The sequence below is a fragment of the Acinetobacter sp. LipI_19 genome (genome assembly GCF_058242925.1).
The window spans coordinates 3982357-4004139 of the sequence record NZ_JBZAYK010000001.1; the positions used below are offsets into that span (position 1 = coordinate 3982357).

General features: G+C 38.3%; 24 protein-coding genes and 1 pseudogene. 9 read left to right on the plus strand and 16 right to left on the minus strand.

What is annotated here, in order from left to right; genetic code table 11:
* Positions 1-3: 3 nt before the first annotated feature.
* From AC4CVF_RS19095 to AC4CVF_RS19105, 3 genes and pseudogenes are all read left to right on the plus strand, one after another.
* Positions 4-495, plus strand: a pseudogene (locus AC4CVF_RS19095) (type VI secretion system-associated protein TagF); the annotation flags it as partial.
* Positions 496-499: 4 nt separating this feature from the next.
* On the plus strand, positions 500-1264 hold the full coding sequence (locus tag AC4CVF_RS19100) for an OmpA family protein (protein ID WP_490789828.1): 765 nt from the start codon (positions 500-502) through the stop codon (positions 1262-1264).
* A gap of 37 nt (positions 1265-1301) precedes the next feature.
* The gene (locus tag AC4CVF_RS19105; protein WP_004723549.1) at positions 1302-1568 is read left to right on the plus strand and encodes a PAAR domain-containing protein; all 267 of its coding nucleotides are present in this window, start codon (positions 1302-1304) and stop codon (positions 1566-1568) included.
* A gap of 226 nt (positions 1569-1794) precedes the next feature.
* On the opposite strand, the gene AC4CVF_RS19110 is transcribed toward AC4CVF_RS19105, so the two are convergent.
* Positions 1795-2337: an NADPH-dependent FMN reductase gene (locus tag AC4CVF_RS19110; RefSeq protein WP_336953843.1), complete on the minus strand. Its 543-nt coding sequence runs from the start codon at positions 2335-2337 to the stop codon at positions 1795-1797.
* 159 nt (positions 2338-2496) lie between these two features.
* Here AC4CVF_RS19110 and AC4CVF_RS19115 point away from each other — a divergent pair, with 159 nt between their 5' ends.
* Positions 2497-3063 (plus strand): 5'-methylthioadenosine/S-adenosylhomocysteine nucleosidase family protein, encoded by a 567-nt coding sequence (locus AC4CVF_RS19115; RefSeq protein WP_336953842.1) that lies wholly within the window; start codon positions 2497-2499, stop codon positions 3061-3063.
* 103 nt (positions 3064-3166) lie between these two features.
* Here the strand turns inward: AC4CVF_RS19115 and AC4CVF_RS19120 are convergent, their stop codons facing one another.
* The 14 genes from AC4CVF_RS19120 to ubiG all read right to left on the minus strand — a co-directional run bounded on the left by AC4CVF_RS19120 (position 3167) and on the right by ubiG (position 15975).
* Positions 3167-3781: a TetR/AcrR family transcriptional regulator gene (locus tag AC4CVF_RS19120; RefSeq protein ID WP_016539535.1), complete on the minus strand. Its 615-nt coding sequence runs from the start codon at positions 3779-3781 to the stop codon at positions 3167-3169.
* A 487-nt stretch (positions 3782-4268) separates the two neighbouring features.
* A complete protein-coding gene (locus tag AC4CVF_RS19125; protein WP_336953841.1) occupies positions 4269-5066 on the minus strand; it encodes an ATP-binding cassette domain-containing protein in 798 nt (265 codons plus the stop codon).
* 9 nt (positions 5067-5075) lie between these two features.
* Positions 5076-5897 carry an aliphatic sulfonate ABC transporter permease SsuC gene (ssuC, locus tag AC4CVF_RS19130; RefSeq protein WP_490789829.1) on the minus strand — a complete coding sequence of 274 codons (822 nt, stop codon included), beginning with the start codon at positions 5895-5897 and terminating at the stop codon, positions 5076-5078.
* Positions 5894-7063 carry an FMNH2-dependent alkanesulfonate monooxygenase gene (ssuD, locus tag AC4CVF_RS19135; RefSeq protein WP_490789830.1) on the minus strand — a complete coding sequence of 390 codons (1170 nt, stop codon included), beginning with the start codon at positions 7061-7063 and terminating at the stop codon, positions 5894-5896. Before ssuD ends, ssuC begins: the two co-directional genes overlap by 4 nt.
* A 22-nt stretch (positions 7064-7085) precedes the next feature.
* Positions 7086-8018 carry a sulfonate ABC transporter substrate-binding protein gene (locus AC4CVF_RS19140; RefSeq protein ID WP_490789936.1) on the minus strand — a complete coding sequence of 311 codons (933 nt, stop codon included), beginning with the start codon at positions 8016-8018 and terminating at the stop codon, positions 7086-7088.
* A gap of 94 nt (positions 8019-8112) precedes the next feature.
* Positions 8113-9072 (minus strand): sulfonate ABC transporter substrate-binding protein, encoded by a 960-nt coding sequence (locus AC4CVF_RS19145; protein ID WP_336953838.1) that lies wholly within the window; start codon positions 9070-9072, stop codon positions 8113-8115.
* A gap of 335 nt (positions 9073-9407) precedes the next feature.
* Positions 9408-10763, minus strand: coding sequence for an amino-acid N-acetyltransferase (gene argA / locus AC4CVF_RS19150; protein ID WP_336953837.1), 1356 nt, complete (start codon positions 10761-10763; stop codon positions 9408-9410).
* 715 nt (positions 10764-11478) lie between these two features.
* Complete coding sequence (locus AC4CVF_RS19155) at positions 11479-11841, minus strand: RcnB family protein (RefSeq protein WP_336953836.1); 363 nt, start codon at positions 11839-11841, stop codon at positions 11479-11481.
* Between the two features lie 192 nt (positions 11842-12033).
* The gene (locus tag AC4CVF_RS19160; protein WP_336953835.1) at positions 12034-12330 is read right to left on the minus strand and encodes an RcnB family protein; all 297 of its coding nucleotides are present in this window, start codon (positions 12328-12330) and stop codon (positions 12034-12036) included.
* 209 nt (positions 12331-12539) lie between these two features.
* The gene (locus AC4CVF_RS19165) at positions 12540-12941 is read right to left on the minus strand and encodes an RcnB family protein (protein ID WP_336953834.1); all 402 of its coding nucleotides are present in this window, start codon (positions 12939-12941) and stop codon (positions 12540-12542) included.
* Between the two features lie 269 nt (positions 12942-13210).
* Positions 13211-13366 (minus strand): hypothetical protein, encoded by a 156-nt coding sequence (locus AC4CVF_RS19170; RefSeq protein ID WP_336953833.1) that lies wholly within the window; start codon positions 13364-13366, stop codon positions 13211-13213.
* A 219-nt stretch (positions 13367-13585) separates the two neighbouring features.
* Entirely contained in the window at positions 13586-14332 is a 747-nt protein-coding gene (locus AC4CVF_RS19175; protein ID WP_336953832.1) for a YciK family oxidoreductase, read from the minus strand.
* 258 nt (positions 14333-14590) lie between these two features.
* The gene (locus tag AC4CVF_RS19180; RefSeq protein ID WP_336953831.1) at positions 14591-15265 is read right to left on the minus strand and encodes an HAD family hydrolase; all 675 of its coding nucleotides are present in this window, start codon (positions 15263-15265) and stop codon (positions 14591-14593) included.
* A complete protein-coding gene (ubiG, locus tag AC4CVF_RS19185) occupies positions 15262-15975 on the minus strand; it encodes a bifunctional 2-polyprenyl-6-hydroxyphenol methylase/3-demethylubiquinol 3-O-methyltransferase UbiG (protein WP_336953830.1) in 714 nt (237 codons plus the stop codon). The genes AC4CVF_RS19180 and ubiG overlap by 4 nt, the downstream gene beginning before the upstream one ends.
* Before the next feature lie 229 nt (positions 15976-16204).
* Between ubiG and AC4CVF_RS19190 the strand changes: the two genes are divergently transcribed.
* Positions 16205-16822, plus strand: coding sequence for a thiol:disulfide interchange protein DsbA/DsbL (locus tag AC4CVF_RS19190; RefSeq protein ID WP_336953829.1), 618 nt, complete (start codon positions 16205-16207; stop codon positions 16820-16822).
* Positions 16823-16896: 74 nt separating this feature from the next.
* Here AC4CVF_RS19190 and AC4CVF_RS19195 read toward each other — a convergent pair whose 3' ends face one another.
* Positions 16897-17541, minus strand: coding sequence for a TetR family transcriptional regulator (locus tag AC4CVF_RS19195; protein ID WP_336953828.1), 645 nt, complete (start codon positions 17539-17541; stop codon positions 16897-16899).
* 174 nt (positions 17542-17715) lie between these two features.
* Between AC4CVF_RS19195 and AC4CVF_RS19200 the strand changes: the two genes are divergently transcribed.
* The 4 genes from AC4CVF_RS19200 (at position 17716) to rph (ending at position 21729) form a co-directional block, all read left to right on the plus strand.
* Entirely contained in the window at positions 17716-18738 is a 1023-nt protein-coding gene (locus AC4CVF_RS19200; RefSeq protein ID WP_336953827.1) for a ferredoxin reductase, read from the plus strand.
* Between the two features lie 118 nt (positions 18739-18856).
* Positions 18857-19996 (plus strand): fatty acid desaturase family protein, encoded by a 1140-nt coding sequence (locus AC4CVF_RS19205; protein WP_442892805.1) that lies wholly within the window; start codon positions 18857-18859, stop codon positions 19994-19996.
* Positions 19997-20231: 235 nt separating this feature from the next.
* Positions 20232-20759: a hypothetical protein gene (locus AC4CVF_RS19210; protein ID WP_239046740.1), complete on the plus strand. Its 528-nt coding sequence runs from the start codon at positions 20232-20234 to the stop codon at positions 20757-20759.
* A gap of 253 nt (positions 20760-21012) precedes the next feature.
* Complete coding sequence (gene rph / locus AC4CVF_RS19215; RefSeq protein WP_004723527.1) at positions 21013-21729, plus strand: ribonuclease PH; 717 nt, start codon at positions 21013-21015, stop codon at positions 21727-21729.
* Positions 21730-21783 lie beyond the last annotated feature (54 nt).

Consider the following 21783-nt stretch of genomic DNA (forward strand, 5'->3'; position numbering starts at 1 on the left):
GACTTTTTTGAAAATCATACCATGCATTCATTTGCGCAAATGATGAAGATCACGCCTTATGAGTTGGCGCAAAGTATGCTGGGCTTGGGCTTGTTACTTCAGCCTGTGCTTAAACACGGTACCAGTAAGTTATCTAAGGTACTTATTTTACCAATTAATAATCATAATTATTGCTATGAAATTGCCGCGTTTTGGGTCAACTTAATCGGACGCTTTTTAGAAAAAAGTAATACAGAGATCTTGATTGGTATTCTTCACCAAGAGTCTCCAATTTTATTATTTGGATTCCAAGGGGCAGATATCACGGCTTTAAGTAATATTTTCACTCAAAATATGCAAAATGATCATTGGGTATCTTTGGTCAAACCACTATGGATTGATGCCTATTTGGAACAGAATGCAGGTCTAGCAGCGCTTGAACAGTCTTTATGCGAACGTCAATTGAGTCTGGTTCAAGGCATGAAACTTTTTAGACAAACATTTATAGATGAATAATGATATGAAAAATAAACAAGTCAAAATATTGAAAAAATTTGCGCTTATTTCTAGCTTATTTTGTTCATTCAATGTGTTTGCTGCACCGATTGTGGTTGAAGGTGCTGTGCCGAATGACATGACCAAACAAGCAATCTTGGCGAAATTAAAAGCGGTTTATGGTGATGATCAGGTTGTAGATAAAATCCAAATTCGAGCCGTATCCGCACCAAATGGCTGGAGTGATTCGGTTACACGTGTGATTACCCCAGATCTAAAGAAGATTAGCCAAGGTAAGCTCTCTGTACGAGGTACTCAAGTTGAATTGGTTGGAAAAATGGGTGTACAAACTGATATTCAGCCAACCACCAATTTATTCCAATCCTTAGTTCAGCCACCTTATCGATTTAATTCTCAAATTTCAGTGAATGCTGCTGAGCAATCTGTGATTGATAATGCACTAAAAAATCGAATTATTGAGTTTGAATCTGGCAAAGCCGTACTTACCCCAACAGGTACACAAATCTTAGACGAGATGGTGGTTGCATTAAATAAAGTGCAAGGTAAAAATGTTAAAATTGTGGGTCATACTGACAGCCAAGGTAATCCACAGAAGAATCAGGATTTGAGTTTGCAACGTGCTGAAGCGGTGAAGCAGTATTTAACTACGAAAGGCATTGCACCGACTCGTTTAAGCACAGCAGGTCTGGGTTCAACCAAACCTGTTGCTGATAATGCAACGGATGAGGGTCGTAGAAAGAATCGCCGTATTGAGTTCGATGTTTTATAAATTTTATTCAATAACAAAACAATAAAAGGTAGGCACTATGGCACTTCCATATATCACATTAGGATCACCCACGACAGGTGGGGGAAAAATTATTTCTGCTCAGTCTTCTTTTCTGATTGATGGTAAAGCGATTGCATGTGTAGGCGATAAGGCGACTTGTCCCAAACACAAGTGTGTCGCCAGCATTGTTGCAGGTGATAATCATATGTTGGTGATGGGAAAGCCCGCTGCGCAGCATAATTCACCTTTATCTTGCGGATGTAAATGTATTGGTGATCAGTCATTAACAGTTGGGCAAAATTAAATTGTTTAAAGTATAAAAAAAGCCCCATCATCCTGACGGGGCTTTTTCATATTGGTTCGCTAGGTAAACTCCTGTTCTACCTCACTTCCTGATGTACAGACCGATTATTATTGTTTTACGTCTGGGAAACTTCCTGTTCCCTATGTCAGTAGAATAGGGTATTTGCTTAAACTTACCTAGCCGTCAATGCATGCAAGTGATGTAAGCTAAAGCGTACAATGTGATTTTAGACATTGGCATATTGGATGAGTTTGTTTACCACAGACTTGACTGCTTTATTATCAAACTCATTCCCCTCAAAGGTTTCACTCTTACCACGTTGCCCAATATCTCGCAGTTCAATAACTGCATTGGAGTCAATCATACCAATAAAAGCGCAGACTTGTTTGATTTGATCAATTGAACGTGAACCGTTGGTACCACCATAGCTGACAAAAGCCGAAGGTTTGCGCTGCCATTCTTTATAAACGAAGTCGATGGCATTTTTCAGTACAGGACTATAGCCATGATTGTACTCTGGTGTAATGAAAATAAAGGCATCGCCAGAAGCAACTTTTTTTGCCCATTCTTGCTGTTTGGGCTGATCATAGATTCCTGAGGCGGGTGAGTTTTTCCCAGCAAAGAAAGGCAAATCCCATTCTTTTAAATCTACAATTTCAACATTGAGGGTACTAAAGTCGAGTTTTTGGATTTCTTTAAGTAACCATTCTGCGACTTTGATCGCAACACGGCCATCTCGAATACTGCCCACGATAATTTGGATATTCATTTATTTTCATCTCTATTTTTCTATTAAAACATTATGAGCAATCGAAGTTATAGGTACAGTAGTGATTTGTATATGATTTTAAAATTTTGAGTTAACAATAAGATTGATCAGGATTTGAATTTCAATTTTAATAAGAAAAATTTTTAATTCTGAATATATATGAAAGACGATATTGCATTGATTATGGCTTTACCCAATGAATCTAAAGGGTTGTTTGAGCAAGCAGGTATCACCGTCCACTATAGTGGGATTGGCAAGATCAACGCGGCCTATACTGCATTTGATGTCATTCAGAAAACTGGCTGTAAAACCATATTAAACTTAGGGAGTGCCGGTAGTTCTTTCTTTAATGCTCATGAGTTGATTGAAGTAAAAACTTTTGTGCAACGCGATATGGATGTTTCTCCACTCGGTTTTGATGTGGGGGTTACACCAATGGATGAGTATTTGCCAAGCGAAATTCATTTAGAATCGTATTTTCCACATTTAGCACAGGGTGTTTGTGGTACAGGTGATAGTTTTGAAACAGGAAAACCCAAAGTGACCTGTAATCTAGTCGATATGGAAGGCTACGCATTAGCTAAAGTCTGTAAAAAACTAGATGTGCGGTTGGTTTCGATTAAATATATTACTGACGGTGCAAATGACACAGCACATTTAGATTGGGAAGATAATTTATTATTGGGTGCACAAAAGTTGTTAAAACTATATCAGTCTATTTATTAAAGACTTAGTTTGTGTGAATAATAGAAAAAGTTTAAATTTGAGTCTTGGCGACCATAGAACTCTATGGCCGTTTGCCAAAATAACCAATATGTCTATTGGATGATTAATTGCGCGGTAACACACCATATAAAGTCATATGGATGGTATGTTCAATTGCGCGTTGACACATACTTTTATTACGCAAAGTTTTACCAGTAACCATTTCGATTTGAGTGCTAAAGTCTGCATAATTTTGGGTCAGTGCCCAAATATTAATAATCAACAATTCAGCATCGATTTGATCTGATATTTTACCTTGCGCCTGCCAGTTTAAAATAACTTTGGCTTTGCGTTTAAAGAGCTTTTTAAGCGGGCCTTTTAGGATCGGTAAAATATGTGGTGCACCTTGAATCACTTCTAACGCGAAAAGCTTTGAAGCTTTTGGCTGAGTTCTAGAAATTTCGATTTTGGTCATGATGTAATGCGACAATGCTTCTGTCGGTTCCAATTCTGACTCAAGCGATTGCAACGGTGCTAACCATTTCTGCATAACTGTCGTTAGCACTTCAACATATAAGGCTTCTTTATTTTCATAGTAGTAGAAAATATTGGATTTATGCATATCTGCTAACTGAGCGATTTCATCTAGACTTGCGCCATTGAAACCATAGACAGAAAATACATCAAGTGCAGCATTGAGCAGCTGCTGGCGTTTTTGAGCACTCTTTTTTTGTTCCATCGCATCTTTAATCGAAAAACTGATTATTAAATTGTACGGTAAAATGTTTGATTTGTGCACAGAAAGCAGCATTATTTTGGTATATTTCTGATAAATAATGATGAAGTTTTATTATTAAGTCGATCGTAGATCCCTATTATATAATTTTGCACTAAACTGGAGCAAATCTTATATTAAAATTATGTCAATTATGACTTAATATTTAAATTTTGTGACATTTTTTAGTATAAGGTTAATTTAAAAATTAAATAATCTTAAATAGCATTATTTAATTTTCATTTAAGAAAATGCGCTTGCTTTAAAATATTCAAATTATTTTTAATCAATAGAAACAGTTAAAAACTTTAACATGTTTATGACAGCGAACATTTTCTATGCGATCTAAACATCCAAATCTAAAAATTTAATTATTCAAGATCAGGAACATGTCGCGCAAGGTAAATCTGCAAGGGCAAAAATATTTTGATGCAATACCTTGCGTTGTTGTTCATGTTGCAAGCACAGCGCTGAGAACTTGTTGTTCGAGTTCTGCAAATGCCACCCCTTTTTGACGCGGACGAGGCAAATCGACTTGAAACTGTTGGGCAATATGACCTTTATCCAAAAGAATAATACGATCTGCGAGTTGAACAGCTTCACTGACATCATGAGTAACAAGAATGGTGGTAAAACCTTGTTCTAACCATAATTTTTCAATCAAACTCTGCATCTCTAGTCTTGTTAATGCATCTAAAGCACCTAAAGGTTCATCCAGTAATAAGACCCGCGGTGTATGTGACAAAGCACGAGCAAGCGCCGTTCGTTGACGTTGTCCACCAGAAAGCTGTGATGGCCAAAGTCCAGATTTCTCCTTTAATCCCACCTTTTCTAATAATTGCTCAGCCTTAGAAAATTGGTTTTTGGCTAGACCCAATTGCACATTTTTTAGAATACTTTTCCATGGCAATAAGCGTGGATCTTGGAACATCACCCGAATATCATCTGCAATGATCCCTTCACGGAAATTTAATAAAGATTTAAATTTGATTTCACCATAACTGGGTTGTTCTAAATCGGCAATTAAACGCAGTAGGGTACTTTTACCACAACCACTACGTCCCACAATTGCAACAAATTCACCAGCTTCAATGTTTAAATCTAAGTCCTCAAGAACTTTAACTTCACCATAATATTTATGCAGTTGTTCTATCGAAATTTCTGCACCAATTTTTGCTTGTTCTTCCTCAACAATCTCGGTTGTTGCCACCAAGTCATTGGCATATTGGCTAATGCTTAAATCGGTCATATCAGACTCCTATTTTTGATAACCTGCGTGCCAACGCAATAGGTATTTTTCTAGAAATTGTGCAAATACATCTGCAAGTTTGCCTAAAAGGGCATACAGCAAGATACCCACCAGCACGATATCTGTTTGTAAAAATTCACGCGCATTCATGGTCATATAACCAATTCCAGATTGTGCGGAAATTGTTTCTGCCACAATCAGTAGTACCCAAACCAACCCCAGTGAAAAGCGTAAACCCACTAAAATTGAAGGCATTGCGCCCGGTAAAATAATTTCTTTATAAAGTTGCCATCTGCTTAATCCATAGCTTTTTCCCATTTCAATCAATTGAGGATCAACTGAGCGAATTCCGTGATAGGTATTGATATAAATCGGGAAAAAGACACCGACAGCCACTAAAAATAGTTTTGCAGACTCATCAATTCCAAACCATAAAATAACCAATGGAATCAGGGCCAATGCTGGAATATTTCGGATCATTTGCAAGGTGGTATCCAGTAAATTGGATGCCACTTTTGATGAACCATTAAGTAGTCCTAAAAATAAGCCGAGCCCACCACCAACGAAGAGGCCAAGTAGCGCACGACCAGCACTAACTTTGACATGTTGCCAAAGCTCACCGCTGACTAAAAGTGTCCAAAATGCAGAGACTACCGCTGTCGGTGCAGGTAAAACACGGCTTTCAAGTAGCCCCGTTTTAGAGGCAATTTGCCATATGATTATCAGTAAAATCGGCACAAACCAAGGCAGTAAACGCTGCCCGATTTGTTTAGTTCCACGTGAAACTGCGTTGCTTTTGGTTGGAGCAGCATTTTTAATTATGGCATTCATGCAGGCTCCTGTAACGGTTTTTTATTTTCTTCAGGTGTGTAGTTGTTGGCTACGATTTCACCAAATGGTCCAGTCAAATTAGGTTGTGTGAGTTTCTTACGTGTTTCCAAAGGCAGTAATGGGAATACCAGTTCAGCAAAGCGAATGGATTCTTCCAAATGTGGGTAGCCTGAGAAAATAAAGGTATTGATGCCTAAATCGGCATATTCTTGAATGCGATCTGCAATAGTCTGAGGATCACCGACTAAAGCAGTACCCGCACCACCACGAACTAGTCCGACCCCTGCCCAAAGATTTGGTGATACTTCAAGCTTACTACGATCACCATTATGTAGCTCAGCCATACGGCGTTGCCCGACAGAATCCATTTGTTTAAATTTTTTCTGTGCAGCTGCAATCGTCGCATCATCTACATATTGAATTAGTTCATTGGCAGCTTGCCATGCTTGCTCATTGGTCTCACGAACAATGACATGTAAACGAATACCATAATTAAGTTGACGACCTTTAGTCTCGGCTTTGGCTTTCACCACTGCAATTTTTTCTTTTACTGCAGCAGGTGGTTCGCCCCAAGTTAAATAAGTATCAACTTGCTCAGCAGCTAATTCAATCGCATCTTCAGAAGATCCACCAAACCAAAGTGGTGGGTAAGGCGCTTGAATGGGTGGATAAAGTAACTTAGCATCGTCTACACTTAAACGTTCGCCATGAAAGGTAAATGATTCACCCGTATGTGAGCGTTTTAAAATTTCACGCCAAATCGTGGTGTATTCAGCTGCTGTTTTATAACGTGAAGCATGGTCTTCGTATACGCCATCACCTTTCAATTCTTGCTCATCGCCGCCTGTAACGAGGTTGAGTAAAACCCGACCATTGGATAGTCGATCAAAAGTTGCAGCCATACGTGCTGCAAGCGCTGGTGTTGTTACGCCAGGACGTAACGCAACCAAGAATTTTAGATTTTTAGTCGCATCAATCAAGCTCGCAGCAGTAATCCATGGATCTTCACATGAACGTCCCGTGGGAATGAGTACACCTTCATAGCCCAGATTATCCACAGCTACAGCAATTTGTTTCATATAAGCATGGTCAACTTGGCGAGCACCTTTGCATGTACCTAAATAACGACTGTCACCGTGAGTAGGAATAAACCAGAAGATTTTCATTTCATTCATCCTTAGAAAAATATTATTTCACTGCCCAAACCGCTTGTTTGATATCTATGCTGTTTGGAATAATTTTGAGTTCGCTAAAACGATTGGCCAGCTGTTGCTGATCTGCAATTACTTTTGCTGAAAGTGGTGCTGCACCAGAAGGTCTTGGGCGTCGCTCAATAAAAGTTTGACTAACTTTTGGTTTTAAACCGGTGCTTTGTCCGATGGCTTGCGCTGTTGCGACACGATTGGCTTGTACCCATTTATCAGCAGTATTAATTTGCTGGATAATGCCTTTAACTGCTTGAGGATATTTCTTTATAAAATCTGGTGATGCCAAATAGAAGGTATAATTCGGACTTAAACCCTGTCCTGAGGCGAGGATACGCGCCTGATCTTCTACTTGTGCAGATGCAAAGAATGGATCCCAAATTGCCCAAGCATCGACAGCACCTTTTTGAAATGCAGCACGGGCATCAGCAGGGGTTAACCAAATCGGTTGAATGTCTGACCATTGCAAACCAGCTTTACGTACAGCTTGTACCAGTAAATAATGCGCACTAGATCCTTTCTGCAACGCAATGCGTTTACCTTTCAATTCATTGAGTTTGGTGATTTTTGAATCTTTAGGCACTAAAATTGCCGAAGCCAATGGCTTGGCTGCTTCATAGGCAATGTAGTACAGCGGTTTATTCGCGGCTTGGGCATATACTGGTGGGGTATCACCAGTGACACCAATATCCAGAGAACCTACAGCAAGGGCTTCTAAAATTTGAGGACCTGCAGGGAATTCATTCCAAGTGATTTTGGCATTTGGGAATTCTTTCTCATACAATTTCTGTTGTTTGGCGATTGCAAAATTAATAGAACTTTTTTGAAAGCCGATACGTAATTCTTTTACCGTTGGATCGATTGCCCACACAGAGGCTGAACCCAGCATTGCGCTACAGATCAACATAGTGGTCATGGCATGAGTCGTTGCATTGAACCATGATGATGTGTTTTGTTGCGCGATTTGCTGGGTCATATTGATGTCCTCTTTAGCGGAGCTGTTGGCGAAATTAGTTTGCTAAAACAGCTGCTTGAATATTGATTTTATTGGGAATAAGTTTTTGTTGATAAAAAGCATCTGCGACATCTTGCTGCTTCTTGACCACATCGTTAGAAATTGGAGTGACACCAAAACCCATACGAGAAATTGAGGTATTCAAAATATCAAGCGGTAAGCCTGTCGGTTTTTCTAAGAGTTTTGCCGCATCAGTTTGATGTTGAGACACCCACTGCGTTGTTGTATTCAGTTCATTGACCACAATTTTTAAAACATCGGGATGTTGTTCAGCGAACTTACGATCAGCCAAATAGAATTGATGGTTATTCACCAAGTTTTGACCTGTCGCAAGGACTTTTGCATTGAGTTGCTTTTCTGCAGCAGCAAAGAACGGATCCCAAATCACCCAAGCATCTACTGCACCTTTTTCAAAAGCGGCACGGGCATCAGCTGGTGGTAGATAGACCACTTGAATATCATCAAGTTTTAAATGATTTGCTTCCAAAACTTTGAGTAAAAGATAATGTACATTTGAACCTTTATTCAAAACTACACGCTTACCTTTTAAATCTTGGACCGATCGAATGGCTGAATCTTTCGGCACAATTAAGGCTTCAGCCAAGGGCGCAGCAGGTTGATTAGCAACATAGACCAGATTTGAGTTTGCAGCTTGGGCGAAAATAGGCGGTGCTTCCCCAGATTCACCAAAGGCGACACTACCAACATTTAAACCTTCTAGAAGTTGTGGCCCAGCAGGGAATTCAACCCATTTAACGTTTACCCCTTTCTCTTTTAAGGCTTTATCTAAGTCACCACGTGCTTTGATGATGGGCAATACCCCATATTTTTGGAAACCGATATTTAAAGTTGTGGTTTCTTGTGGTTTTGAGCATCCACTAAGCATCATGATGGTGGCAAGGCTAACACTAACAAGGGTGATTTTTTTCCAGGAAGGTTGAAATAAGCTCGCCATGAGTCACGATGCTCCTATAAAGTCTAAAAAAGGCATGAGCATCAGCTTAAAAGGCTTTGTATTTTCAAAAAAATAAATTTTTAGTGATTACTAATGAAAAAAATAGATAAACAATAAATTGCTAAGGTTATCTGTAAATGAGAAATATAAAGCTGATATTCTATAAAAATATAATATTATAAGAATTTGAAAATTATGATGTTATTTGTGTTATTCAATCGCCATATATAGATTCCATCCTCAAGAATAAGAAAATACTCTGGTGGATGGAATCTATTGAGATAAGCTTAGAAGCAAATGTGATAATTTGTTTAAAATAATCATTTTGATCAATTTTAAGCAATTGATTTTTTAAAGACCATCGAATTACGTTGATAGTTATATAGCGCTTGGCGAGCCTCAGGTAAATCATCAACATTTGCCATTTCAAAACCATGCTCTAAGAACCAGTGTGCGGTTCGCGTGGTTAAAACAAACAGTTGCTGAATACCCATTTGACGTGCATTTTCTTCTAAAAAATGCAGAATTTGGCTACCACGATTAGATTTACGATAGCTTGGATGTACGGCTACACAGGCAATTTCAGCTGATTTGACTTCATTTTCTGTTGAAGGAATCGGGTAGAGTGCAGCACATGCGAGAATGGTTCCATCTCGCTCAATGACGGCAAATTTCTCGATTTCATTTTCTAAACGTTCGCGTGAACGATACACTAAAATTCCTTCATCTTCCAAAGGGCGTAATAAATTAATCAAGCCACCGACATCACCAATATTTGCCATACGAACTTCTTCATAATGTGCATCAGTGATCATAGTGCCATGCCCATCACGGGTGAAGAGCTCTTTGATCAAGGCACCATCATCGCTGTAGGAAAGTAGATGAACGCGATTTACACCTTTTAGCGATGCTTCTTTTGCATTGTGCAAATGTAAGGCGATTTCAAAATTTGAATCTTGATATTTTTCAATATGTTTATCGAGTTGAAGTGGAGTAATTTCACGTTTCAATTGCGCATACTCATCCATTAAGCCTTGTTGATTTCCTAAAAAAATCAATTTATCAGCTTTGATATGAATGGCTGTTTTTGTCGCCACCTCTTCTGCAAGCAAGTTAAATACTTCACCTGTAGTGGAATATCCTGTGGGTCCCAGTAATACAATATTTTGATTACCTAAATGGCGTTGAATGGCTTCAGTATCAATTGTGCGTACTTCGCCAGTGAGCTGGAAATCGACACCATCACGAATACCATATGGCTTTGCTGTGACAAAATTACCTGAGACCACATCAATGCGTGCGCCAAACATGGGTGAATTAGCAAGCCCCATAGATAGTAGTGCTTCGATTTGTAGACGAATAGAACCCACAGCGCTCATGACACAAGGCAATGATTCACGTGTAGTAACACGACGATTGATATGAATAGGACTTTGAATTTTATTGTGAAGCAAATTGGCAGTAATTTGCGGGCGTGCGCCGTGGACCAAAATCAGTCGTATGCCCAATGAATGGAGCAGGGCAATATCATGAATAATATGCTGAAAATTTTCGTGTTCAACAGCTTCACCACCAAACATCAATACAAAGGTTTTACCACGATGAGCATTGATATAGGGTGCAGAGTGACGAAACCAATGCACGTATTCTTGTGTTGTGCTTTGTATTGTTTCTAAACTGTCGGTTTGCATGCCTATCTCAGTATTGATGATTGCTATACCGCGATTCTAAACAAAAATAGCGTAAGAATAATAGAGTCTGCTAACAATTCGTCTATGTTTGCGACTATGCGACTTTTTAGGTGAAACAACGCACGAAATACGAAATATAGTTATTCTAAATGATGAGAAACATCTTTCGCAATGTAACGTCGTCACGGCAAAAAAACGCTAGTCCCCATTGCTGTGCCTTGCGCGCTGCAAACAAAGCAATGCTTTGTTCTTGCTCAGGTTGTAGCTAAAATGATCTCAAGTTTCATGTTTTATGACGTTTATGTCTCATGCTCGATTATATTCGACTACACAAGCCATTTATGAAATGTCAACAGACGCTATTGAATAAAAAAAGCACTCGAACGTGGGAGGACGAGTGCGAAAGGGTATATTAATTTTACGATTCACTTTGGAATATTGAGTTAAAAGCCAGATATTTTAACGATTGCTGTTCATCGAAATTACACATTCTAATCTTTCATTTTGAACAATTTACTGATGATATTTGGCTTTTCTATTTCACTCAATAATTAATGCCTTCACATTAAATCTAATCGTAAAATATAGAGAAACTATGGAGATATAAATGAAAGTATGTGTTTTATTTATTTGTTGAATCAATTAGGTTTTAAGCAGATTCTCAAAATATGAAAAAACCCAAGCTAACTTGGGTTTGAAACTTAAAATATAGCCATTAATCAATCACGCGAATAATACGATTATTTCGCTCATTTACGAGCACATAGTCACCATTCACTTTGTACCATTGCTGATATCTTCCAGGTTTAGGTAACTGGCGGTAGTTTTTATAATTGACATGATAGCGCGAAGAATTGAATTGAGTCGGGAAGTACTGCCCTGAGCGCCAGCGTTGATTCGAATTTACGCGGTTGTCATAATGATTGTTTTTATTCCAACGATTGTCATATTTATGATCCCAATGGTTTTGTTGATAGCGCTGGTTATCATTTCGATGATAATCATGGGGTGCAGCGATCGCAGATGTTGCAATAAAAGCACTCATTGATAAAGCTAGTGTGGTTAAGATATTTTTCATTTGATACACCTGAATTGAACTTTTGTCCTTTGATGTAATCAAATTACTCAATCATTTGAGATAAACAGTGAGCATGGTTTAGGTGAATTGTGAAATGTATGAAGACTTGATGAAGAGACATATTGGCATTTTCTTTTCACAATTAAAAAAGCCCAAAAATGAATTTGGGCTGTAAATCTAGCAGTTTAGATATTATCGAATGACACGAATAATATGATGGTTGCGTTCATTGACCAGTACATAACGGCCATCTACTTTATACCAACGTTCAAATTTAGCAGGTTGATGCAGATTTTTGTATGTCCGATAATCATTCACGTAATATCGATTGTCCTGATAACGATCAGGTAAAATTACACCCTCTCGCCATTCAAATTTTTCATGTGATGTAGCAGGACGATGATCACGCCCATGATCCCAGTTGGCCATTACCGAAGTTGTAACTAAGGCACTGAGTGATAGTGTGATTGCGCTTATAACCTTTCTCATTTGATTCGACCTTTTAAGACGGATAGTTTATCCGATCATTCAAACTACAATTTAAGTTAAGATAAAAAATGGAGAAATATCATTCGATTGTCAATTTTATGGAGGTTTCTAGAGTTTTTTAAAAACAGAGTGTAAAAACTGAAATTTAGGCAAAAAAAAGCTCAAACAAAAAAGGTGTTTGAGCCTATGAAAGCAAAATATTTAAAAAACTACATCCCTCGGATATTCACAATATTATTATTATCTGAATCGACCAAGATATAGTCATTGTTAATCTTATACCACTGTTGATTACGCGAAGGCTTTGGAAGGTTTTCGTCTTTATAATCAACTTTGTAACTATTACCACGATAATGCTGTGGCATTACATAACCCATTTGCCATTTGTGCTGTTGCAAACGTTTTACGCCACGTTCTTCACGTTCACGACGTTGTTCTTGAATGTTGTCATCATCATTACCACGATCACGATGATTGCGTCCACGATCTCCACGTTCGCTTTTGCCACGATCAAAACCATTGTCATCGTCAAAATGAGGACCTGCACTGCTGATCTGAGCCGTCAACAGTGTTGATAAAGAGATGGCGATGATCGCTAAAATCTTTTTCATAATCGTCCTCGCTTATTCAATATGTTTATTTTGACCTCACTAATGTACTGCTAAATTGCAGAGAAACTGTGAAGAAAGTTCAGTTTTTCATTTAAAATGACAGACATAATAAAAACATATTTATATAAAAGTGAAAAGGATTATTGCAAAGCTTTGGCCTGTAATGCATTGCAGCAAATTTTTTTAAGCGGAATAGGTAGCTAAAAAATGTAAATATTTATGAAAATATACTTAGAGAGATGACTCCGCTATAAATTCAGCATGAAAGATTAAGACCACTGCTGATTCATCTCCTTTAAGCAATTGATTGCTTTGATAATATCTTTTGCTTGATGCGCATCATCTAAGGCCTGAATAAAATGATTTGGGAGCTGTAATTGTTCGATAGAGCGAATCATCTCCACTTTATGTTTTAAATCTTTCATAAAAAACGCCTCAAATTGATCTGTTTAACTTGAGTAACACTATAGAAGAATCCTTGTTATTTAAGAAACTGAATAAAATTATAGTTTTTATTGGGTAAAACGATTTTAATGTAAGTCTTTATAATATTTTTAGTTTGACTCTATGATCAATAGTTTAAATGAGAGGATCTCTTATGATTTTCTCCACACTTCGAAAAGCGTGGAGAAAGAAAGATGGAGCTAATCCTGTGCGTCAATACTTTCACCATTCAACGCAAGGCTATCATCTCCCATGAGGTAGAGATAAGCAGGCATGATGGCTTCAGGTGATGGTAAAACCTTTGGGTCCTCATCAGGATAAGCTTTGGCACGCATAGCGGTACGGGTCCCACCTGGGTTGATACAGTTATAACGAATATTTGGATAAGTATTTTCTTTGGCAAATATTTTACTGACCGCTTCAATCGCAATCTTTGAAACCGAGTAAGCACCCCATTGCGCACGTGCTTCACGTCCTACACCAGAGCTAGCGAAAACGACTGATGCATTTTCAGATTTTTCCAGTAAAGGCAGTAATTCTTGGGTGAGCACAAAAGGTGCACGTAAATTCACCGCCATGACATCATCCCAGATCTCTTCTGGATAATGTGCCAACTCAACACGCTCTCCTAAGATTCCAGCATTATGCAAAATACCATCTAAGCGACCAAATTGTTGCTCTAGAGTATCAACAAGCAGTTCATAGTCACGTGAAGAGGCAGTAGAAAGCTGCAAAGGAAGAATAGCAGGTTGGGGGGCACCAAGTGATTCAATTTCATCATAAATGACTTCAAGTTTATTGAGCGTGCGACCATGTAACACGACTGTTGCGCCGTGTAAGGCATAGCTGAGCGCAGCAGCACGTCCAATACCGTCTCCCGCACCCGTAATGAGGATAATTTTATCCTTCAATAAATCTGGGCGAGGTTGATATTCTGAATACTTCATGGGAGACCTCCTATAATTGTTATGATGTAATTTAGGCTTTTGACGCAATGTCCTGACCATATAAAACAATGTTTCTCATCATTTAGAATGATTAAATTTTTTACGTCTTAGCTTACACTGTTGGAAATGCACTGCTCATTATAAATAAGTGAACTGCCAACCAGCCTATGTTCTATATAAAAACATTGAAACATCATATTCAAGATGTTTCAGTGTTACTTATCATGTTGTTAGGTAAATTGTATGATTTTTTGGGATTTAAATATCTACAAGTTTTCGAATAACTTGATGTAATTCATTAACATTCCCTACGATACAGTCGGCTTGCCAAGCATTTAAATCATCTTTGTACTGTAATGGTAAATAACCATAAGCTGCGAGAATTGTATACATTTGTGCATTACGTCCTGCATCAATATCTCGCGGATGATCACCCACATAGATACATTGTTCAGGTGCAATATCAATTTGCTTTGCTGCTAGATACATTGGCTCTGGATCTGGTTTGGTCTGAGTGACATCTTCAGGGCACACCAGAACAGCGCAACGTTGTGTGAGGTTCAATGCGTTCAATAATGATTCACTTAACCAACGTGGTTTATTGGTCACAATACCCCATGGGATTTGCTGGCTTTCTAACTCTGCCAGAAGAGGATACATACCAGCAAACAGATCTGTGTCTACAGCAATGTCATCACCATACAGATCTAAAAAGCGTTGACGATGTGCTAAAAAAATCGGATCATCCACTTCAAGCTCTGGATAAACCAGTTTTACCATTGCGCGTGCACCCTCAGAAACCTGAGTACGGATCAAATCTGCATCAACCACTGCACGTCCTTCTTCTCGACACATATTTTGAATAATACGGATAAAGTCTGCAGCCGTATCAATCAGTGTCCCATCTAAATCAAAAAGAACAGCTTGCATCAAACACCTTCATTCACAGTATAAACCATGTAATTCACATCAACATTGGGCGCAAGCCAGTAATGTTTTGTGAGTGGGTTGTAGTGTAAGCCGGTCATATCTTTAAGTTTTAAACCTGAGTTACGAATGTCATCAGCAAGTTCAGACGGTTTAATAAATTTATGATAATCGTGGGTGCCTTTTTTCAATAAACGTAATACATATTCCGCACCAATAATTGCGAATAAATAAGACTTTGGATTACGATTAATTGTTGAAAAAAACACATGACCATTTGGTTTAACTAGCTTTTGACAAGCTTGGATGATAGAAGCTGGGTCAGGAACGTGTTCCAACATTTCCATACATGTAACAATATCGTATTGCCCTGCTTGTTCTTCTGCGAGTTGCTCCACAGGGACTTGGCGATATTCAATATTTTGAACATTTTCCTGTTCAGCATGTAAGCGAGCGACATTCAATGGTGCTACACCCATGTCAATACCTAAAACATTGGCGCCACGACGTGCCATACTTTCAGCCAAAATCCCACCACCACATCCTACATCAAGAATCTTTTTACCTGTAAGACCGTTGGCATGTTCATCAATCCAGTTTAAACGCAGTGGATTGATTTGATGTAAAGGTCTGAACTCAGAGTGTTGATCCCACCATAAAGCAGCAAGCGCTTCAAATTTAGCAATTTCCTGTGGATCAACATTAAGTTGCGACATGCCGGGCACCTCTAAGTAAATTGTTTTAATCAAAAATTAAGTTCAGTTATGCTAGTGTTTGTTAACACTTCGTCTATTTATGAAATATCAACAGACCCTAGTGTAACCATAAATCCAAAAAAAGCGATGAATCGTGTAAAAAACTTCACAGAAGGAAAACGATTTTCCCATATTTGTTTTATAGTGAATGCATAAGCTATACGAGATGACGACGAGGACAATAAAGTCAATGAAAAAATTTATTTTAGGTGGCATGACTGCCATGGTAATGGCATTTTCTGCAAACGCCATGGCTGCTGATTTTGTTGCAGGTAAAGATTATACCGTGGTGCAAAATCCAGGAAAAGTTTCTGTTCCTGGTAAAATTGAAGTGCGTGAGTTTTTTTGGTATGGATGCCCTCACTGCTTTACATTAGAACCGCATATGCAAGCGTGGTTAAAGAAAATCCCTAAAGATGTCAACTTTATTCGTACCCCAGCAGCGATGAATCCATTATGGGAGCAAGGTGCTCGAGCATATTATGTGAGTGAGGCATTGGGTGTACGTAAGCGTACGCATTTACCTTTATTCCATACCAATCATGCAGGTAATCAGCAAGTTCTACAAAAAGATGCTTTTGCTAAATTCTTCACTCAGTACGGTGTGCCTGAGGCGAAATTTAACAGCATGTATAGCTCTTTTGCGATTACTGCAAAAATTGCTGAATCAAATCAATTGGCACAACAGTATCAGCTTTCAGGTGTTCCTGCTGTTGTGGTAAATGGTAAATATGTGGTTCAAGGTGAAGACGGTAAAGTGACGCAAGTCCTTGACTATCTCATCAATAAAGAACGTAAAGCCAAATAAGCTTTTATGTTTTTAAAACCCGCAATTGCGGGTTTTTTATTGCGGGTGATATAGAGGCGAGTTTGGGAGATAAATTAAGCTCTATCTTGGTCCCAATTTTCGATGCCTTTAAAAATTAAGCGGATTTGCGTCACCGATTGTTTTTTAAGGACCATTTTTTGCAACTCAAGTTCTATGCCAGAGTATTGTCGAGATAAGTTGATCCATGACATTGCCCAAGTAAAAGATAAATTAATCAAAATATTGGTGATCACTTTTAAATCATTTTCATCATGAAAATTTGCGATAACTTCAAACTTTTTTAACGCGTTGGCAAGATCATCATTCAGGAAGTCAATTTCACGGGAAATGGCTTTACGCACCACTTCCGAACCGCCCCAACGTTCCGCAATCATAAAAATCCATTGTTGCGAGCTGCTGTCTACCGCCTCAAAAAACAGCACCATGCTGGTTTTGGTTTTCGCTTCAGGATGTGCTAGGCCTTTTCCCAACTGGTGTAAGACATTCTTTAAATAAAGCGCAACTTGATCTACCAGTTCTTTCCCCAATTCATCCATATCTTGGAAATGGCGATAAAACGCTGTTGGGACCAAACCGACTTCACGGGCAACTTCTCGCAAACTGATACTCGAAAATGAACGACCTGAAGTGCTTAAGGTTAAAGCAGCATCAAGTAAAGCCTGACGGCTTTGCTGTTTTCGTTCATCGCGTATCGACATTCTGGTATCCAAAGATTTTTGTTGTGATGAGTCTATCAAAAATAAAAACAAATTAAACGACGAATGTCAGTGTACAGGTGTTGACTGAATTTAAAAAATGATTATAGTGTACATATGTTCACTAAAAGAACGTTTGTTCACTCAATAAATAGCAAGCACAAAGAGGAACGTCACATGAGTAGCTATATGCAGTATCAGCCAGAATGGGTTCGTGAGGATTTTGTCGATTTTATCGCTGAAAAAATCAATCCTGTTTGGGCTTGGAAAAAGGTAAAAGCCACGATTATTAAAACTCGTGCATTAAGCCCTGATTTTTATCAAATTCAATTACGTCCAAATCGTAATTTTAAGCATCAACAGTTTAAAGCGGGACAATCTGTTCTTGTAACTGTTGAAATTGCGGGTGTACGTCAACAACGTAGTTATTCTGTGGTTAAATTTTTGAATAATGGCGATATGATCATTGCTGTAAAACAACAGGGTAAAGTCTCCAATGCGCTGAGCCAAATGGCTTTTGGTAGCATTGTTGAACTGTCACAAGCTCAGGGTGATTTTGTTTTAGCTCCCGATGCATCGCCATTGTTATTGATTGCGTCAGGCAGTGGAATTACCGCAATCCATTCATTATTGCTTGAAGCACTCAAAGATTCAAATCGTCCAATTGATTTAATTTATTTTAGTCGTGATGAGGCTTTTCATGCAGATCTAGAACAGCTTTATCAGCAACATTCATTGTTGAATTATCACTATATTCATACCGCGCAACAAAAACAGCATTTAACTATCGAGTTATTGGAAAGTTTGGTTCCTGATTTCCAACAGCGTCAAAGCTATGCGTGTGGTGCTCGTGCAATGATGCAAAGCATCAATCAAATTTTTCAAGATTTGAATATTGCAGATCGTTTGAAACAAGAATTTTTCCAGATCGCTGTAGATGAAACTTTAGAAGAACAACCCGTGGTGTTTTTGCGTTCACAACAAGAATTTGCTGCGAAATCAAATCTTCTTGAAAGCGCTGAACAAGCGGGATTAAAGCCAACTCATGGTTGCCGTATGGGGATCTGCAATACTTGTACATGTACTAAAGTGAGTGGTTCGACCAAAAATATGCTGACAGGAGAAATTGACCATGCTTCAAATACACAGATCAAATTGTGTATCAGCCAAGCAATAAGTCCTGTGGTTATTAATCTGTAAATTAAAACAATCATTTAAATAAATTTAAACAACTTCTCGGTCTGTTGAACCTAGGCTTAGGAAGTTGTACCTAAATTCAGCTAAGGCTTCTAGAAATGAAGCGCTGAGGAGCAAGACGATGAATATGTCAGTTACTTTTCCAAACAGTAAATCGAAACATTTAAACCCAGAGCAAACCGCAGAGTTTGGTCGCCGTGTTGATGAAATCCGCCGTGAAATCATGGACAGTTTAGGTGAACAAGATGCCAAGTATATTTATAAAATCCGTAATTTTGTCCGTTATAGTGAAATTGCTTCACGTGGTATGTTGATGTTTGGCGGATGGATTCCACCTGTTTGGGTGGTGGGCACAGGATTGTTGGGCATTTCCAAAATCGTGGAAAATATGGAGTTGGGTCATAATGTTATGCATGGCCAATTCGATTGGTTAAATGACCCAAGTTTGAATGGTGCAAATTACGACTGGGATACCATGGCAACAGGTGATGATTGGAAATACACACATAATTATGTGCATCACACCTATACCAATATTGTGGGTAAAGACCATGATGTGGGTTATGGTTTACTCCGTGTTAGTGAATCACAGAAATGGGAACCGCGTTTTTTGTTTAATATTCCTTTAGCGATTCAATTGATGGTGTTTTTTGAATGGTATGTTGGCTTACAAAATTTACATTTGGAAGATGCGCTGATTTATAAAACAAAAACTTGGAAGCAGGTCTGGGCAGATGCTGCAAAATTTCGTAAAAAAGCCCGTCGTCAAATTCTAAAAGATTATGTATTTTTTCCTGTGATTGCAGGACCCAATGCTTTACCTGTTTTAGCTGGGAATGCCATTGCCAATGTGATCCGCAGTTTGTGGTCTTCAGCGGTGATCTTTAATGGTCATTTCACTGAAGATGCAGAGACTTTTGAAGCTGACAATGTGGAAAATGAAACCCGTGCTGAGTGGTATTTACGTCAGATTCGTGGTTCTAGTAATTTTACTGGAACAGACTGGTTGCATATTTTAAGTGGGAATTTAAGTCATCAGATTGAACATCATTTGTTCCCTGATATGCCTGCCAATCGTTATTCAGAAGCTGCTCCAAAAATTAGAGCTTTATGTGTGGAATATGGCATCAACTATAATGAAGCAGATTTCATGAAACAGTTTGGCAGTGTATGGGTTCGTTTAGCCAAATGCTCTTTGCCAAATAGTTTAACAACCACCATTACTCAGTCTTTACAGAAGTTAAAGGGTATTTTTGCTTAAACAAAGTTTTTGCGATGTGTAAGCATTGGTGTTGCTAAGGTGTTTATCTCGCTTCATTCAACTGGTGCAATAGCTGTTGAAAATAGATCCTCAATTGTTGTTAGAAGAACCTTATTGAGTTAAATAAGGTTCTTCTATTGCTTTTAATGCATGTTTTAGATTCAGTGATTTTTAATTTTTTGTATAAGCTGTGCTATGTTGATTTTAGAATCTTTTGAAAGTACTTAATCAATATATGCACTTCATTTCAGCCATCCTTTTAAGCGAACATCCGATTAGCGGATGCGTCCATGATGCAAATGGTCACTCAAAATCATTTCCTATTCTTGCAATTGACAATATTCCGCTAAATATATGGATACACGGAAATACTAATATCATTGAACGTGCAGATAATTTAGTCCCAGCACAAGGATGGCTATATGATTATGAAGATAATAAAGCCTTAAGTAATGCTTGGAAGCTTCTTAAACCTGAATTTTCTGAATATGGTGCTGTCTCAACGGTTTTTCCTCTTTTAGTTTGTCCCGATGATTTAGATCTTGGATGTAGTGTCATCATGGTAGAGCAAGTCGTTACTCAAACTGAAGTCAAGTGGATTCGGTTTGGACTAGCATGGGGATATATACATGATGTTATAACATCTGTTATTTGGGAAAACCCTTGTTCCATCCCCATTCTGACATTCAGTTTTACTGAGTTTGAACAAGCGTATAACCACCTAAAAGACTTAGATAAAACTTGGAATCAAGATAGCCTTTAATATATGCATTTATAGAGCCTTTAAGTATCAACAAGTTGTTGTTGCCTACGCTGATAAGCATCATTTAAATGTTTAGCTAAATTTCGAAAATTTTAAAACGTGGTTTGTATATCTGTTTGTATAGAAGTTTATTTAAGTCGCCACATATAGATTTAGTGAGCAATTTCAAAAACCACCATCTTGTAACAAAACCATCGCTCTGTGATCTGTTATAATAAGTCGCAATATTTTTTGAATTCCATAAGGACAAGCTATGCGTATCGACCAACGTGCATTAGATCAATTACGTGAAGTTAAAATTACCCGTAACTACACCCGTTATGCGGAAGGTTCAGTATTGGTTGAATTTGGTCATACAAAAGTGCTGTGTACTGCAAGTATTGACAATTCAGTGCCACGTTTCCTAAAAGGTCAGGGTCAAGGCTGGGTGACTGCGGAATACGGTATGTTGCCACGTTCTACCCATACACGTAGCGACCGTGAAGCTGCTCGCGGTAAGCAATCTGGTCGTACTCAAGAAATTCAACGTTTGATTGGTCGTAGCTTACGTGCAATGGTGGATTTGAAAAAATTGGGTGAAAACACCATTACCATTGATTGCGATGTGATTCAGGCAGATGGTGGTACACGTACTGCTGCAATTACGGGTGCTGCGGTTGCATTAATTGATGCCATGAATGTACTTCTTGAGAAAAAGAAAATTAAGCACGATCCATTAAAAGGCCTCGTTGCTGCAATTTCTGTCGGCATGTATCAAGATGAAGTATTGCTTGATCTTTGTTATGAAGAAGATTCTAACTGCCAAACTGACTTGAATGTGGTGATGACTCAAGCAGGTGAATTTATTGAAATTCAAGGGACTGCAGAAGAAAAACCATTTACACGCGCTCAATCTAATGCAATGCTTGAAATGGCTGAAAAGGGTATTCAGGAATTGGTAAAAAAACAACAAGAAGCGCTTGGTTGGTAATTCTAAAATATTGATATATTTTTATAATCAAAACGCATCTTCGGATGCGTTTTT

What these genes read in the sequence shown, in the direction of transcription:
- AC4CVF_RS19105 (WP_004723549.1), top strand. Translation starts at nt 1,302, where the DNA reads ATGGCACTTCCATATATCACATTAGGATCACCCACGACAGGTGGGGGA.
- AC4CVF_RS19175 (WP_336953832.1), bottom strand. Translation starts at nt 14,332, where the DNA reads ATGAAGTATTCAGAATATCAACCTCGCCCAGATTTATTGAAGGATAAA.
- AC4CVF_RS19200 (WP_336953827.1), top strand. Translation starts at nt 17,716, where the DNA reads ATGAGTAGCTATATGCAGTATCAGCCAGAATGGGTTCGTGAGGATTTT.
- AC4CVF_RS19170 (WP_336953833.1), bottom strand. Translation starts at nt 13,366, where the DNA reads ATGAAAGATTTAAAACATAAAGTGGAGATGATTCGCTCTATCGAACAA.
- ubiG (WP_336953830.1), bottom strand. Translation starts at nt 15,975, where the DNA reads ATGTCGCAACTTAATGTTGATCCACAGGAAATTGCTAAATTTGAAGCG.
- argA (WP_336953837.1), bottom strand. Translation starts at nt 10,763, where the DNA reads ATGCAAACCGACAGTTTAGAAACAATACAAAGCACAACACAAGAATAC.
- rph (WP_004723527.1), top strand. Translation starts at nt 21,013, where the DNA reads ATGCGTATCGACCAACGTGCATTAGATCAATTACGTGAAGTTAAAATT.
- AC4CVF_RS19205 (WP_442892805.1), top strand. Translation starts at nt 18,857, where the DNA reads ATGAATATGTCAGTTACTTTTCCAAACAGTAAATCGAAACATTTAAAC.
- AC4CVF_RS19155 (WP_336953836.1), bottom strand. Translation starts at nt 11,841, where the DNA reads ATGAAAAATATCTTAACCACACTAGCTTTATCAATGAGTGCTTTTATT.
- AC4CVF_RS19120 (WP_016539535.1), bottom strand. Translation starts at nt 3,781, where the DNA reads ATGGAACAAAAAAAGAGTGCTCAAAAACGCCAGCAGCTGCTCAATGCT.
- ssuC (WP_490789829.1), bottom strand. Translation starts at nt 5,897, where the DNA reads ATGAATGCCATAATTAAAAATGCTGCTCCAACCAAAAGCAACGCAGTT.
- AC4CVF_RS19100 (WP_490789828.1), top strand. Translation starts at nt 500, where the DNA reads ATGAAAAATAAACAAGTCAAAATATTGAAAAAATTTGCGCTTATTTCT.
- AC4CVF_RS19145 (WP_336953838.1), bottom strand. Translation starts at nt 9,072, where the DNA reads ATGGCGAGCTTATTTCAACCTTCCTGGAAAAAAATCACCCTTGTTAGT.
- AC4CVF_RS19110 (WP_336953843.1), bottom strand. Translation starts at nt 2,337, where the DNA reads ATGAATATCCAAATTATCGTGGGCAGTATTCGAGATGGCCGTGTTGCG.
- AC4CVF_RS19195 (WP_336953828.1), bottom strand. Translation starts at nt 17,541, where the DNA reads ATGTCGATACGCGATGAACGAAAACAGCAAAGCCGTCAGGCTTTACTT.
- AC4CVF_RS19165 (WP_336953834.1), bottom strand. Translation starts at nt 12,941, where the DNA reads ATGAAAAAGATTTTAGCGATCATCGCCATCTCTTTATCAACACTGTTG.
- ssuD (WP_490789830.1), bottom strand. Translation starts at nt 7,063, where the DNA reads ATGAAAATCTTCTGGTTTATTCCTACTCACGGTGACAGTCGTTATTTA.
- AC4CVF_RS19125 (WP_336953841.1), bottom strand. Translation starts at nt 5,066, where the DNA reads ATGACCGATTTAAGCATTAGCCAATATGCCAATGACTTGGTGGCAACA.
- AC4CVF_RS19115 (WP_336953842.1), top strand. Translation starts at nt 2,497, where the DNA reads ATGAAAGACGATATTGCATTGATTATGGCTTTACCCAATGAATCTAAA.
- AC4CVF_RS19190 (WP_336953829.1), top strand. Translation starts at nt 16,205, where the DNA reads ATGAAAAAATTTATTTTAGGTGGCATGACTGCCATGGTAATGGCATTT.
- AC4CVF_RS19140 (WP_490789936.1), bottom strand. Translation starts at nt 8,018, where the DNA reads ATGACCACTATGTTGATCTGTAGCGCAATGCTGGGTTCAGCCTCTGTG.
- AC4CVF_RS19160 (WP_336953835.1), bottom strand. Translation starts at nt 12,330, where the DNA reads ATGAGAAAGGTTATAAGCGCAATCACACTATCACTCAGTGCCTTAGTT.
- AC4CVF_RS19210 (WP_239046740.1), top strand. Translation starts at nt 20,232, where the DNA reads ATGCACTTCATTTCAGCCATCCTTTTAAGCGAACATCCGATTAGCGGA.